Raw genomic sequence first — 12,906 nt, forward strand, 5'->3', positions numbered from 1 at the left:
TAATAACCTCAACCCTAAAGCCGGCCCTTCTCATAGCTCCATATTCTCCCTACCAGAAACCCTATCATTACTCCCCCAAATACCCATTACAGACCCTAATCCTCGATAAATCAATGCTTGGTACCCTCACGGGACCAACCACTATGCCAGCGGCTGCTGGGTAGTTAAGTGCTAAGTACCTAAGTACGGTCTCACCACCTAGGCTCGCACCAACGAGCACCGGGCCTTCAATACTTAATGCCTTAATTATAGCATATAGGTGGTTAGCATAGTCATTATCATTCCTCGGCATGAAGTGATCACTCTTTGACTTAGGCCCGTACGGCATATCCACAGCGTATATCTTAAGGCCTGGAAAATCGTTACCACAGCAATTAATCCAGTCATCGGCACTAAAGTTGAGACCGTGAACCATCACCATCGGTTTACCATTACCATGTACTAGGTATCGCACTGATTTACCGTTTACCGTTATCCAATTCTCACTCACGACCTAGGCCTAGATCAACCCTTTATTTTACTTTCTTGAGTATCATCAATTGTACCTTACTTACGTTATTAATAATTCCCGGTTAAGGTGGTCATAAGGTTTTTAAGTAAGTTCTTTGTTTGCGAATATTCGCAATGAAGTTTTGTCCTAGATGTGGAGGGTTAATGGTTCCCGTGAAGAAGGAAGGAAGGTTTACCTTAGGTGCCAGAGGTGTGGTTATGAGGAGGAGCTGAAGAGCAGTGATGCTAAGTCCTATGTCGATAAGAAGAGCATTGAGAAGAGAGGTGCCGTCATTGTGGAGAGCTATGAGGAGAAGGAACCTAGTGAGGAGGAGAAGGAGCTTAAGGAGGACTATGTTAAGCAGCTTCTTGATAACCTATATGAGACGGAGAGTGAGCAGGAGGAGGATTAAGATTAAAATTAATGTAATGCTATAATCATAATGCGGTAATGAGGTATACCGTAGTTGACCTATTCGCAGGTGCTGGAGGGTTTAGCAGGGGATTTAAGGACGCGGGCTTCGATATAGCCCTTGGCGTTGAAATTGACGCTAACGCTGCACGAACATATAGTTACAACTTCCCGGATGCGGTGATGATCGTTGATGATGTTAGGAATGTTCGGGGCGAGGATATCATTAAGTACATTGGCGATAGGCCAGACGTCGTGATTGGTGGCAGTCCCTGCGAGGCATTCACCGAGACTAATCCGAGGAGGGCTAAGGACCCACTTGATAGGCTTTACGTGGATGAGCTGGGTAGGTTAACCCTTGAATTCATTAGGCTCATTGGTGAGTTAAGGCCTAGGGTATTTGTACTTGAGAATGTGGTTCATATAATGGATGGGCCATTGAGGGATGCTTTAATCAATGAATTCGCAAGGGTTGGTTATGAGAGGATTTTCTTTAATGTGCTTCATGCCGAGGATTACGGAACACCCAGTGTTAGGCGTAGGGTCTTCATTAGCAATATACCGATAAGGCCTGAGAAGTCGAGTAGAGTATTAACTGTGTGGGATGCCATCGGCGACCTGCCCGAACCTGGCGACCCCGGAATACCTAACCATGAGTATGTGACTATTAGTGATAGAAAGATTAGAGGAATAACAAGGCTTAATTGATGAGGCACTCTACAGGTTTAGGGGCGCCACAGGCTCGTTTAGGAATTTCGTGAGGCTTAACCCTTGGAAGCCCGCACCAACCGTCATGGGTAGTGTGCGTTTTGTACATCCCTTTGAGGATAGGGTATTGACGGTTAGGGAACAGGCTAGACTTATGGGCTTTCCTGACAATCACGTGTTCTTTGGACCTAAGGATTCCCAGTTCAACCAAATTGGCGAAGCCGTACCACCACCACTAGCCCGTGCAATTGCTAAAGTTGTACTCAAACACCTGGGGACTGACGATTTCGATATTACTTGATTTTTGTCAATAAATTAATTAACATTACACCCGATTCTATTTTGTTAAAGTGTTATTAAATTTTTAAGTGTTATAAGGGTAAAGTATTAATACATCGGTTTAATAATACTCATCAATGAAGGTAACAGTCTCAATAATAAAAGCTGACATAGGAGGCCTACCTGGGCATGCATGGGTACACCCTAAGATACTCGAGTTTGCCGCCGATAGGCTTAGGGAGGAGCAGAAGAGGGGCTTGTTAATTGATTACTTCGTTTATAACGTCGGTGACGATATGTCATTACTCATGACCCACACGAAGGGTGAGAACAATCCTGATATTCACGGCCTTGCCTGGTCAATATTTAAGGAAGCCACGGAAAACATAGCAAAGAAGGTTAAGCTTTATGGCGCGGGTCAGGACCTGCTTAAGGATACCTTCAGTGGGAACATTAGGGGTCTGGGTCCCCAGGTCGCCGAGATGGAGTTTGAGGAAAGGCCCAGTGAGCCGCTTGTGGTTTTCGCTGCCGATAAGACCGAGCCTGGCGCCTTCAACTTACCGTTCTACAGGATATTCGCTGACCCATTTAACACGGCTGGCCTGGTCATAGACCCGGCGATGCACCAGGGATTTAGGTTTGAGATCCTGGACGTCTATGAGGGAAAGGTTTACCTACTTGATGCCCCCGAGAATAGTTATGACATACTGGCTTAATAGGTACGCCGGGCAGGTATATAATAAGGAGGATTTACAGGAAGTCTGACTTGATACAGGCCTCGGTAACAAGTGTCGAGAGGCTGAACTTAATTGCAGGTCGCTACGTCGGTAAGGATGACCCAGTGGCCATGGTAAGGGCTCAGCATGGCTTGCCGGCAGTCGGTGAGATACTCGAGGCCTTCGCCTATCCGCACCTCGTTGAGGGTTGGATGAGGGGTAGCCACGTCGGTCCACTAATGCCGGCAAGAATGGTGAGTATTGACCAGGAGAGGAAGATAGCCCTTGGCCCAAAGATGACCAGGTTTGATGGACCACCGAAAGTCATAGCCCTCGGCTTCCAGGTACATGATGGTTACCTTGAGGGTCCCGTGGACCTATTTGATGACCCAGCCTTTGACTATAGCAGGCAGTTAGCTGCTCAAATAACGGATTACATAAGGAGGATGGGCCCCGTAATGCCGCATAGGCTGCCGCCTGAGGAGATGGAGTACACGACATTACCGCAAATACTCTCGAAGCTTAAGCCCATACCAGTTGATGAGTATGAGAAGAATAGGCTTCAGTACATTCAATTCGTAACATCACAGGCAAGTGGTCAGGCAGCCACGGGCCCAAGCCATGATTAAGGCACTTAATTATTAAGGGGGTCATTAAAATTCACGAGAGATTATTCCTAAGGACCCTAAGGGCGTTCTCAAAGGCTATCTTTCTAATGTCGTTATCGCTCATTCCATACTCAGCTAATTTATTTAGGAATCTCGTGATCTCACCTATATTAGTTAGGTCTTCGGGGGTTTTCTCGATTCCTAGGAAGTCGGTCCCAATGGCTATTATGTCGGGTCCAAACCTCTCACGTATATACAATACATGCCTAACCAGCGAATCCATGTTTGGCCTTGGCCCTATTGTTGATGGTATCATTGTTATACCAATCACACCATGATTCCTGACGAGGAGTTCCAACACTTCATCACCAACATTCCTCAGGTGCTTATGAACACTCTGGACATTTGCGTGACTAATTATGACGGGCTTCTTAGAAGTATTCAGTACATCGACCATGGTATTCCTACTCGCGTGAGCCAGGTCAATTATTACGCCGAGCTCGTTGGCTAACTTAACTAATTCTTCGCCATCTGCCGTTAATCCGTAGTCCTTCCTCGTGAAGCATGACGCGCCGTACCTATTATCGAAATTCCAGGTAATGCCCAAGGCCCTAACGCCAAGCCTATGAAGTAGCAATAAGTCATAAACATCATCAAGCATGTCAGCGCCCTCAAGAGATATCAGTAGCCCTATTAGGTCGCTACTCATTACTTGCTCAATATCAGCGTAATTCTCGATGATCCTAAGCCTATTATTAAACCTCCTCGTCAGTATTAGGTATATCTTAATCATTTCAAGACCTATTAACTTGGATGCAGTTGGTGTGTAGGACTTTATCGAGCGTGTTCCATAGCCTGAGGATAGCTTCTCGCCAATCATTGGGTTATACGTATCGTGTATTGGAAAAACCGCGCTGAAAACCACCTTAACATTTCCCCTAATGAGCTTAGGTATGTCTGATTGTCTATCCGGAACATCAACATCAAAGTCCTGAAACTCCTCCTCTAACCCCCCTGAGCTCATTAGGTAGTATGCAATATCTTCATGCAGATCAATGACCGGGTAATTAATCATGACTCTGTATTATGCCATAAAATATTAATAAGTATTATCTAAACTTCACGGAGATCCTGTACTGCTCAATCACGTCCTTAGCCCTCTCCCTCCTCTCATTATGCTCCTTCATAAACTCCCTAATCCTCTCGAAGAGCATTGCCTTACACTCACCGCAAAGTAATTTCCCAGCCCTACAATCCTCGTAAATCCTCCTAACCCTCTCATCACTATCCTGGAATAGTAAGTGATACTTATAGACAACGCAATTGTCTGGGTCGCCACCATACTTACGCTGAAGCTCAGCCGTTGGTTGACCGCCCGTTAATGCATTCATTATCTTCCTCCTAACATCCTTCTCGCTATCGGTTACGTAAATCGCGGAGTCCGGGTTCGAGGCGCTCATCTTGTCCTCGCCAGTTAACCCAGGTATGAACTTGCTATATATCGTGGATGGCTTGGGGTAACCCAACTCATCGGCTATATCCCTGGCAAGTCTGAAGTATGGGTCTTGATCAATCGCCGTTGGTATTAATACGGGCACAGGCTCGCCGTATAGCTCGGTCGGTAGGAAGGCGACTGATATCTCAAGTGTTGGGAAGAAGGCCGCGCCAACGTTTGTTGAGTCTGTAAAACCGAAGGTATGCTTCACGGTTGATAGGGTTAGTTTCTTACCAACCTAACCGCTATCTTGTATAGGTACTTAATGTCCTCACTATCGATTATTATGTGCAACTTATCCGGCGTGAAGCCGAGGGCTATTAGGTCCAGGGCGTTTTCGTAGGCGTACTTATTCGTTTGTTCCAGGGTGTATCCCTCCCTGACCAGGAACTTCTCGTCATCCGTTAACTCAAAGAAGTAATCAACATTGAACTTATCCACAAACCACTTACTAAGTATCCAGGGAACTAGATGCCCAATGTGCAGATCAGCGCTGGGTCCTCTACCGTTATATAACGCCCACCTTAAGCCGCTCTTCTGTCGGTTCAATATTGATTGTAAATCTCTATGTGCGTAGAAGAAGCCTCGCCTTATTAGGTAGTGAACCTCGCCCGTTAATTCACGTAACGTATTAATCTCGCTTTCTGTTATTAATTGAACACCGAACTCACGGGCAAGCCTCATGTAGTCTACCCTACCCTTAACCTCCCAGGGAGTTACTGTGAACTCATTCGCCAGATAATAACCACCGCACTCTTGAAGAATTTGGTAAAATATAAGCATTATTGGTTGCTTAACCCTCGGAAGACCTTACATGCTGGCGCAGTTTAACCGCAACACCCCTATTAACGCTCAATACCTCATCCCTAGAGAGAAGCAGCCTACCAACACCGAGTAATTCACCATCCTCTGAGTAAATGGCTACCTCATCGCCTGGAACGGCATTCCTAATGTCAATAATGAACCTAGCCATAACGCTCCTACCCTGCTTCACAAAGGGTGCGGCTTCCCTGCTCACAATAACCACCTTATTAATGAATCGTGCACCCTCAAGCGTTGGTAATGGACGCCCATCACTAGCTCTAATCGTGAAGATAAGCTTATCACCAAGGTAAATCCTCCTCAAACCACCTGTCTTACTAACCTCAATCCTAAATTCACCACCCATAATCCTTAATACGTCAGGTCCGTAAATATAGGATATGACTCCCCTAACCACGTCCTTAGTTAATTGGTCCATCCATCAGCACTTAAGAGGCGCCTTAATTTTAAAGTTTAATTAAGTATTGACGCCATGAGTTGGTATAACGATTTCGTAGGTAGATTAATAAGATGCAGGGCATGCCCAAGGCTGGTTAGCTATAGGGAGAGCGTTAAGCCATTGCCAAGGTTCATCAATGATGAGTACTGGAGGAAACCTGTACCGCCATGGGGCGACCTAGGTAATGCCAGGATAATGATAGTTGGATTAGCACCGGCCGCGCATGGTGGTAACCGCACTGGGCGCATGTTCACTGGGGATAGTAGTGCCCAGTTCCTGTTTAAGGCCTTATACGAGGCTGGCCTATCCAATAAGCCCTACAGTATTTCCAGGAATGATGGCGTGACCGTGAGGTGCGTATACATAACGTCTGTCGTTAAGTGCGCGCCGCCAAATAACAGGCCTAGTAATGAGGAGATCCGTACCTGCGTAAATAATTGGTTTAAGTATGAACTTATGTATGTTAGGCCCAGGTCAATCATTGCCCTTGGGCACATAGCGTTTCTCGGCATTAAATTGGTCCTGGGCATTAGAGCTGATTTTAAGCATGGTGATTACATTGACTTTAATGGCATTAGGATATTCATGAGTTATCACCCAAGCCCTAGAAACACCAACACCGGTAGGTTGAGGATTGAGGACTTAGTACGTATTTTAAGGATGGCTATGGAGTACGCGGGCTGCTGATTAACCCAAGTACTTACTTAACCACTTGTAAATAACCATTCTCTGGACCTCATTTGTACCCTCGCCAATTTCCATTAGCTTGGCATCTCTATAAATCCTATTCAACTTACTATTGCTCCACACACCATAAGCTCCCGTTAATTGTACGGCCCTCCTAATAACGTCCATCCCCAGCAGTACTGCCGCTAATTTGGCTATTGATGCAAATGCGTAGTAATCCTCGTACTTACGATCAAAGTGTAGCGCCGCGTCGTATACTATGGACCTCATCGTCTCTATATAGCCATCATGTCGGCCAACTGGAATTGAATCCACTCTAGATTGGTCATTGGTTGGTCAAAGGCCCTTCTATTCCTAACCCACTCAAGCAACTCCGTAAGAGCCGCCTCTGCAAGGCCCAGGGTCACTGAGGCTACGGCAATTCTGCCCAGGTTTAAAGCTTCCATGGCTATCTTGAACCCCTCATTAACCTTACCAACAACGTCATCATCACCAACCACACAATCATTAAATGTTAGCTCGGATGTGCCCGTACCCCTTATACCCATGACATTTATCGGACTTGCCTCAATACACTTATTCCTCCTTACTAGGAATGCCGTTATTGCCTTATGCCTAGCCTCCTTAGGACCAGTCCTGGTGAATACTATGTAAACATCGGCATAAAGTCCCTGGGTTATCCACATTTTCTTTCCATTAATTACCCACTCACCACCCCTCCTCTCAGCCCTAGTCTCAATAGCCGCCGCATCACTACCACAACAAGGCTCACTAAGCGCGAACGAACCTATTAATTCACCCCTAGCCAACTTAGGGACTAATTCCTCCTTCATCTGCTTATTACCGTATGTATAGAATGCATCAGTTACTAGGAATCCCTGCACCTCAGTTAGTATCCCCATTGAGCCACTATATCTTGATATTACTTCGATGGATAGTGCCGTGCCTAATATATCCATTCCATATCCACCATACTCCCTCGGCAGCACTGGAGCTAGTACACCGTTTTTCCCCAACTCCCTAATTACCTCACGCGGGTAGTAATTCTCACGATCAATTTTATCAGCCACAGGCTCTATAAACCTCCTGCTTAATTCATCAACTAATTCAATGAATTTCTCGTGATCCTTGGTTAATGATGGATGCCTTATCGGTATCATAGTTCTACCTCAGGAAGCCCCCTTGTTAATATTCGGTGAATTACTATTCTCTGCGCCTCATTAGTGCCCTCGGCGATCTCAAGGACCTTGGCATCCCTATAAGCTCTCTCGGAAAAGCTCTCCTTTGAGTAGCCGAAGCCGCCGAGTATTTGAACACCATCCCTCGCTATCTCAACAGCCATCTGGGCTGTGTATAGCTTAGCTATTGATGCGTAGAGTACGAATGACGGGTCTTTATTATCATAGAGCCAGGCGGCCTTATACGTAACTGTCCTACCAATCTCAAGCTTCGCTTTCATGTCGGCCAACTGGAATTGAATCCACTCCCAATCAATTAATGGCCTTCCAAAGGCCGTCCTCGTCTTAGCCCATTCAATGGCCTCGTCAAGAACCCCCTGGGAAAGCCCAACTGCCACGCCTGAAATGCCGATCCTAGCGAGGTCTAGCGTGACCATGGCTATCTTGAACCCCTCATTAACCTTGCCCAACACGTCGTCATCGCTGACGACGCAATCATTGAACTTAACCTCTGCCTCGCCAGCGCCTCTCATACCCATCATCTCTAACTTACTAACCTCAATACAGTTACTCCTTCTAACAAGGAATGCCGTTATTGCCTTATGCCTAGCCTCCTTAGGACCAGTCCTTGCGAAGAGTAGGTAAATGTCTGCGTAGCTCCCTGTGTAATCCAGATCTTCCTACCATTAATTACCCACTCACCACCCCTCCTCTCAGCCCTAGTCTCTATGGCAGCTGCGTCTGTGCCGCAGCATGGCTCCGTGAGCGCGTATGATGCAACCCACTCACCACTGGCGATCTTTGGCAATACCTCCTCCTTCTGCCTGTTATTACCGTACTTGAGTAGGCATATACTATGTTATCATTCACTATTTCTGTGATGAAACCAAGGGTTGGGCTATATCGGCTTAACTCCTCAACAACCACAACACTACCCCTGAGATCAATACCGGGTCCGCCATACTCAGGCGGTGCTGATGGCGTTAAAAATCCTTGCTTACCAAGTTCCCTTATTAGATCCCTTGGGTAATAATCCTCGAGGTCCATCTTCCTTGTTACGGGTGCTATGTACCTCTCCGCAAACTCCTTAACACTATTCCTAATGAGCTGGTGCTCCTCCGTCAAGAAGGGGTCCGGCATAGAACTTAATAAAAATACTATGTTAATAAGTATTACTAGGAACCAGTACTTTCTTACTCAAAAGCATTATTAGTAGTACTATGATTACTGAGATGATAAACAGTGATAAATACCAAGTGAATAAAGCCATAAACAAACCCGTGTTAATACCAACCCCCTTAATCAATAATGTGAGCGTACTAAATGCAGGTAATTTCATGAGCATTCTCTCTATGATATATGACAAGTATATTATGAGTAGGGATAGAATTAGGGAGTAGAGCTCAAGCATACCGATCAATAGTAGGTATAGTACGATAATTATTGTTAATGCTACTGTATAAGGCATTATTATGGTTGGTGGTATTAGAAAACCAGTGATTGTTAATAACACCGTATTAATTACAAATAGGTATTTACTATATGCAGGCCTATATGACGCTATCACCATGGAGATCACGTTAATTAACATCCCAAGGAACGCCATACCTGAGACTTGTCCATACCGAGTTAGTACTAATTCCAGTATTAACCACATAATACTAATTAACATGTATGAAGTATATTCGTTCAACCTTACCATACATATCAACCATTAACCGCCTCAAAATTTAATAGAATAATTCTATTTTTACTACCTATGGCGTTGATTATCTTATTCAATTCCTCGATTGATGCTCATCATCCGCGGGGGCCTTGATATATGCTATACTGAGTAATTCATCATCATTTAGATACTTACGAAAATAACCCGGCAAACCCACATGTACACCATCTTCGCCAGACTCCTAATGATTCCCACCCTTATCTCACGCTCTAGGTAGGGAATCGCGCCTCTACTCACGATTTTCTCCTCAACATAACCCCTACGCATAAGTATAACCTTAACCTCACCGCAGTAATTAGATAAGTCATTTATTAACTGCAGAGCTTCATCAATGGGTCTCTTACCATCCTGTGGCACTAGCGTCCTTGATGATGCATTAACTATGAATATGGGGCATGAACCATAGTCACTCCTATTAATCATCATCAATTCACTAACCCTCGCGCTTGTCAACCAATGTATTGACGAGGCAGGCCTTTCATAGTCGTACGTCAATAACGACCTAAAATCACCCAGCCTACCCTCCATTGATAAGCCATGCTCTGTATAGCCACCAACCCCCACCCTATTAATAGTACTATTTGATCGCTCTGGCCTTATGACAACCTCAACACAATCACAGAGGAGTAGCCGTTGAATCGATAAAAGCCCTAATGAATCACTTAATTCCATTATTCCACCAATGACCTTGGCACTCCCAATCCACCTACCCATTAATTTAATTGGGAATTCATTATTAATTCTAACTCTTAATACGTTAGATTGAATGTGAGGCGAGTGAATCAGGGTAAGTTTCGCATCCCATCGTATTGGGATTTTTGACAAAATCCGCGCACCAATGATTACCGACGAACCCACCGTAAGCTCTGCCCTGCCTTGGTCAGGGATTAATCGTGAGTACAAAGCCACTAGCATTGCCAGTAGATACCATGATAATACATATGACGTAAATACTATGAAGAGCATCAAGCCGAAGTATGTACTGAACGCATTATTAGTCAGTAATCCAATGTAAGTAAGGCCAGAGAGTACTAGGTATATGACCAATAATTTGTTGCTTGGTATTACGCGGATCATGATCTACGAAGCACCCTTTCCATGAGTGGCGTCGGCACCTGCTGAAGCAATTGTCTAATCAATACAGTACTATCAGCACCTATTGTAATAATTCTATGGTTCAGTACGTATGGCGCCAGCATTTTCACGTCATCGGGTATTACGTAATCCCTACCATCCAATAACGCCCAGGCCCTAACCAACTTACTGAGTATCTGCGCAGCCCTTGGCTTGCGCCTAGCTTCACATCTCGAGCATTCCTCGTAGCCCTTATCAAATTCACGATGTACCTAATTATCGATTGATCGACATATACTAAATGCATTAGAGATTGAAGTGCCTCAACCTCTTCCTTACTCACCACCGTATTAATTGAATTAACATTACCGAGGTCTATATTCTCGGCAATCTTAAACTCAATATCCTCACTTGGGTATCCTAGTCTTATTCTTATCATGAATCTGTCTAGTTGTGCCTCTGGTAGTGGGTATGTTCCTTCGAGTTCGATGGGGTTCTGAGTGGCGATTATCATGAAGGGCTTCGGTAGCTCATACGATTTACCACCAATTGTTACTTGACCCTCCTGCATAGCCTCAAGCAAGGCAGACTGAACCTTAGGAGGAGCCCTATTAACCTCATCAGCAAGTACGATATTCGCAAATATAGGGCCGAACTTAACCTCAAAATCGCCGATTTTAGGATTGAAAATTAGAGAACCGTTATGTCACTAGGCAGTAGGTCTGGGGTGAATTGAATGCGACTAAAGGATAGGCCAAGGGCTTTGCAAAGGCCTTAACTAACGTCGTCTTAGCGAGACCTGGATAACCCTCAATTAATGCGTGGCCACCCGCGATTAGGCATGCAAAGAGGAGTTTAACCTCAAGCTCATAACCAATCACGGATTTAGAAACCTCCCTCAATAATTTATCCATAATCTGCCTTACATCTATTGCCTTCATTATTATTACCTAAAAATCAATGAGAATGCGCGCATATTTTAAACTCAGCGCGCCCTCACATGGCTTATTAACACGTATATTAAGTAACCGATTATCCAGGGCAAAACAAGCGCCAGCCCAATAATTACGGAGGACGTTATGTTTACTAAGCTAATGCCCATCGCCGGCTTACCATAGGTTGGGTATGGCATGAACATAACCCAACCACCAATGAACGACTCATCCCATAGGATATTTGTTTCCGAGTTAAAAACGTAAATATCATTACCATTATTAACACCGTAAAATCCAAGGACTACCCTAGTTGGTATACCGTAATTTCTCAATACGGTCATGGCGAGCACGGTAAAGTCAATGATGGAACCCCTGCCAGTACTAAGCAGGTTATTGGGACCCACGGAATACGTAGTGACCCTGTACTTACCACTTGTTAGCACGTAGAATACCCTATTAACCACAGCAATTGAACTACCTGACCCCTTAATACCGAATACCTTCGTAATTGTCAAACCCGATATTGCAACACCGGAAGACCCTAAATACTCAATTACATATAGGAAGTTAGGATTACTAAGGCTAGTTATCTTCCTGCAAATATACATTGTGTAATTTGCCTCACTAATTGGTGATTCTGCAACGACGATATCTCCAGGCTCAAGTAATGTTAATTCCGTTTGCGGATACACACTTATTATTGATACATTACTTACGAAGTAAGATATTGGCGGCTGCGTATTAACAATAACTGGTATTGGCACAACACTCATGGGATCGTAAAACGTTACATTGATCAAATACCTGGTGCAGTCATGGCCATTACTGAACCATATAGTTAATGGAGGCTTCGTAGTATTAACACCCACTAGGGATAACGTATTTACCAAAGTTCCATTGCTATACTCATTAAAGACCAGGTACCTTAGGTAAATAGGTACGTTAGACTGGGCAATGGCCTCAAAGCCCGTGTAATTACCTGACGTTAATACCGTGGGTATAGACACAGATTTATAAACGATGATTGGGGTGAAGGAACCAATGAATGATGAACGACTTATTAAACCATGGTACGTACCAACATATGTTAAATTCCCCACCTTAAGTAAACCAGCAAAAACACCCTCGTAAACACCCTGCGGAGCCATTATGTAACCCGTGACGTTTTTAAATGACAATTGATACACAGTGATTGAGAATGCACTGCCGACATACGTTATTGACGCATTGATGGGTATGGATGATGAGTTTCCCTGCAATAGTTCAAGCAGCAAAAGCATTATTAACAAACTCATTTCACTACTTGTTAGTAATGCCAATTAATAAATCATTAGTATC

Annotated in this window: 10 protein-coding genes and 6 pseudogenes; 4 read left to right on the forward strand and 12 right to left on the reverse strand. The window is 44.5% G+C overall.

Features of this window, described 5'->3' with window-relative positions; translation table 11 throughout:
- Positions 1 to 67 precede the first annotated feature (67 nt).
- The gene (locus JCM16161_RS02765) at positions 68 to 490 is read right to left on the reverse strand and encodes an alpha/beta hydrolase (RefSeq protein ID WP_243668827.1); all 423 of its coding nucleotides are present in this window, start codon (positions 488 to 490) and stop codon (positions 68 to 70) included.
- Between the two features lie 151 nt (positions 491 to 641).
- Between JCM16161_RS02765 and JCM16161_RS02770 the strand changes: the two genes are divergently transcribed.
- The 3 genes and pseudogenes from JCM16161_RS02770 (at position 642) to JCM16161_RS02780 (ending at position 3,233) form a co-directional block, all read left to right on the forward strand.
- Positions 642 to 902 (forward strand): DNA-directed RNA polymerase subunit M, encoded by a 261-nt coding sequence (locus JCM16161_RS02770; protein WP_243668829.1) that lies wholly within the window; start codon positions 642 to 644, stop codon positions 900 to 902.
- 38 nt (positions 903 to 940) lie between these two features.
- Positions 941 to 1,910 (forward strand): annotated as a pseudogene (locus tag JCM16161_RS02775) (DNA cytosine methyltransferase).
- A 115-nt stretch (positions 1,911 to 2,025) separates the two neighbouring features.
- Positions 2,026 to 3,233, forward strand: a pseudogene (locus tag JCM16161_RS02780) (fructose-1,6-bisphosphatase).
- Between the two features lie 31 nt (positions 3,234 to 3,264).
- Here the strand turns inward: JCM16161_RS02780 and JCM16161_RS02785 are convergent.
- The 3 genes and pseudogenes from JCM16161_RS02785 to JCM16161_RS02795 all read right to left on the reverse strand — a co-directional run bounded on the left by JCM16161_RS02785 (position 3,265) and on the right by JCM16161_RS02795 (position 5,947).
- On the reverse strand, positions 3,265 to 4,287 hold the full coding sequence (locus JCM16161_RS02785) for a dipeptidase (protein WP_054854926.1): 1,023 nt from the start codon (positions 4,285 to 4,287) through the stop codon (positions 3,265 to 3,267).
- 34 nt (positions 4,288 to 4,321) lie between these two features.
- A pseudogene (locus JCM16161_RS02790) lies at positions 4,322 to 5,391 on the reverse strand (tryptophan--tRNA ligase).
- Between the two features lie 109 nt (positions 5,392 to 5,500).
- Positions 5,501 to 5,947 carry a pseudouridine synthase gene (locus JCM16161_RS02795; protein WP_054854927.1) on the reverse strand — a complete coding sequence of 149 codons (447 nt, stop codon included), beginning with the start codon at positions 5,945 to 5,947 and terminating at the stop codon, positions 5,501 to 5,503.
- A 54-nt stretch (positions 5,948 to 6,001) separates the two neighbouring features.
- Here JCM16161_RS02795 and JCM16161_RS02800 point away from each other — a divergent pair, with 54 nt between their 5' ends.
- Positions 6,002 to 6,655 (forward strand): uracil-DNA glycosylase, encoded by a 654-nt coding sequence (locus tag JCM16161_RS02800; protein WP_054854928.1) that lies wholly within the window; start codon positions 6,002 to 6,004, stop codon positions 6,653 to 6,655.
- Here the strand turns inward: JCM16161_RS02800 and JCM16161_RS02805 are convergent.
- From JCM16161_RS02805 to JCM16161_RS02830, 8 genes and pseudogenes are all read right to left on the reverse strand, one after another.
- A pseudogene (locus JCM16161_RS02805) lies at positions 6,656 to 7,815 on the reverse strand (acyl-CoA dehydrogenase family protein).
- Positions 7,812 to 8,973, reverse strand: a pseudogene (locus JCM16161_RS02810) (acyl-CoA dehydrogenase family protein). The pseudogenes JCM16161_RS02805 and JCM16161_RS02810 overlap by 4 nt, the downstream one beginning before the upstream one ends.
- Before the next feature lie 22 nt (positions 8,974 to 8,995).
- On the reverse strand, positions 8,996 to 9,535 hold the full coding sequence (locus JCM16161_RS02815) for a hypothetical protein (RefSeq protein ID WP_054854929.1): 540 nt from the start codon (positions 9,533 to 9,535) through the stop codon (positions 8,996 to 8,998).
- A gap of 147 nt (positions 9,536 to 9,682) precedes the next feature.
- Entirely contained in the window at positions 9,683 to 10,636 is a 954-nt protein-coding gene (locus JCM16161_RS02820; protein WP_243668831.1) for a DUF58 domain-containing protein, read from the reverse strand.
- Positions 10,633 to 10,797 (reverse strand): hypothetical protein, encoded by a 165-nt coding sequence (locus tag JCM16161_RS14450; protein ID WP_243668833.1) that lies wholly within the window; start codon positions 10,795 to 10,797, stop codon positions 10,633 to 10,635. Before JCM16161_RS14450 ends, JCM16161_RS02820 begins: the two co-directional genes overlap by 4 nt.
- Positions 10,776 to 11,350, reverse strand: a pseudogene (locus tag JCM16161_RS14455) (AAA family ATPase). Before JCM16161_RS14455 ends, JCM16161_RS14450 begins: the two are co-directional and overlap by 22 nt.
- Positions 11,335 to 11,574 carry a hypothetical protein gene (locus JCM16161_RS14460; protein WP_243668835.1) on the reverse strand — a complete coding sequence of 80 codons (240 nt, stop codon included), beginning with the start codon at positions 11,572 to 11,574 and terminating at the stop codon, positions 11,335 to 11,337. Before JCM16161_RS14460 ends, JCM16161_RS14455 begins: the two are co-directional and overlap by 16 nt.
- 44 nt (positions 11,575 to 11,618) lie before the next feature.
- The gene (locus JCM16161_RS02830) at positions 11,619 to 12,863 is read right to left on the reverse strand and encodes a transglutaminase-like domain-containing protein (RefSeq protein WP_054854931.1); all 1,245 of its coding nucleotides are present in this window, start codon (positions 12,861 to 12,863) and stop codon (positions 11,619 to 11,621) included.
- Positions 12,864 to 12,906: the final 43 nt, after the last annotated feature.

The sequence above is a fragment of the Vulcanisaeta sp. JCM 16161 genome, from assembly GCF_001316285.1.

Coding starts and splice junctions, on each gene's coding strand:
- JCM16161_RS02820 (WP_243668831.1), bottom strand. CDS start 10,636: ATGATCCGCGTAATACCAAGCAACAAATTATTGGTCATATACCTAGTA.
- JCM16161_RS02830 (WP_054854931.1), bottom strand. CDS start 12,863: ATGAGTTTGTTAATAATGCTTTTGCTGCTTGAACTATTGCAGGGAAAC.
- JCM16161_RS02795 (WP_054854927.1), bottom strand. CDS start 5,947: ATGGACCAATTAACTAAGGACGTGGTTAGGGGAGTCATATCCTATATT.
- JCM16161_RS02815 (WP_054854929.1), bottom strand. CDS start 9,535: ATGGTAAGGTTGAACGAATATACTTCATACATGTTAATTAGTATTATG.
- JCM16161_RS02770 (WP_243668829.1), top strand. CDS start 642: ATGTGGAGGGTTAATGGTTCCCGTGAAGAAGGAAGGAAGGTTTACCTT.
- JCM16161_RS02800 (WP_054854928.1), top strand. CDS start 6,002: ATGAGTTGGTATAACGATTTCGTAGGTAGATTAATAAGATGCAGGGCA.
- JCM16161_RS02785 (WP_054854926.1), bottom strand. CDS start 4,287: ATGATTAATTACCCGGTCATTGATCTGCATGAAGATATTGCATACTAC.
- JCM16161_RS14460 (WP_243668835.1), bottom strand. CDS start 11,574: ATGAAGGCAATAGATGTAAGGCAGATTATGGATAAATTATTGAGGGAG.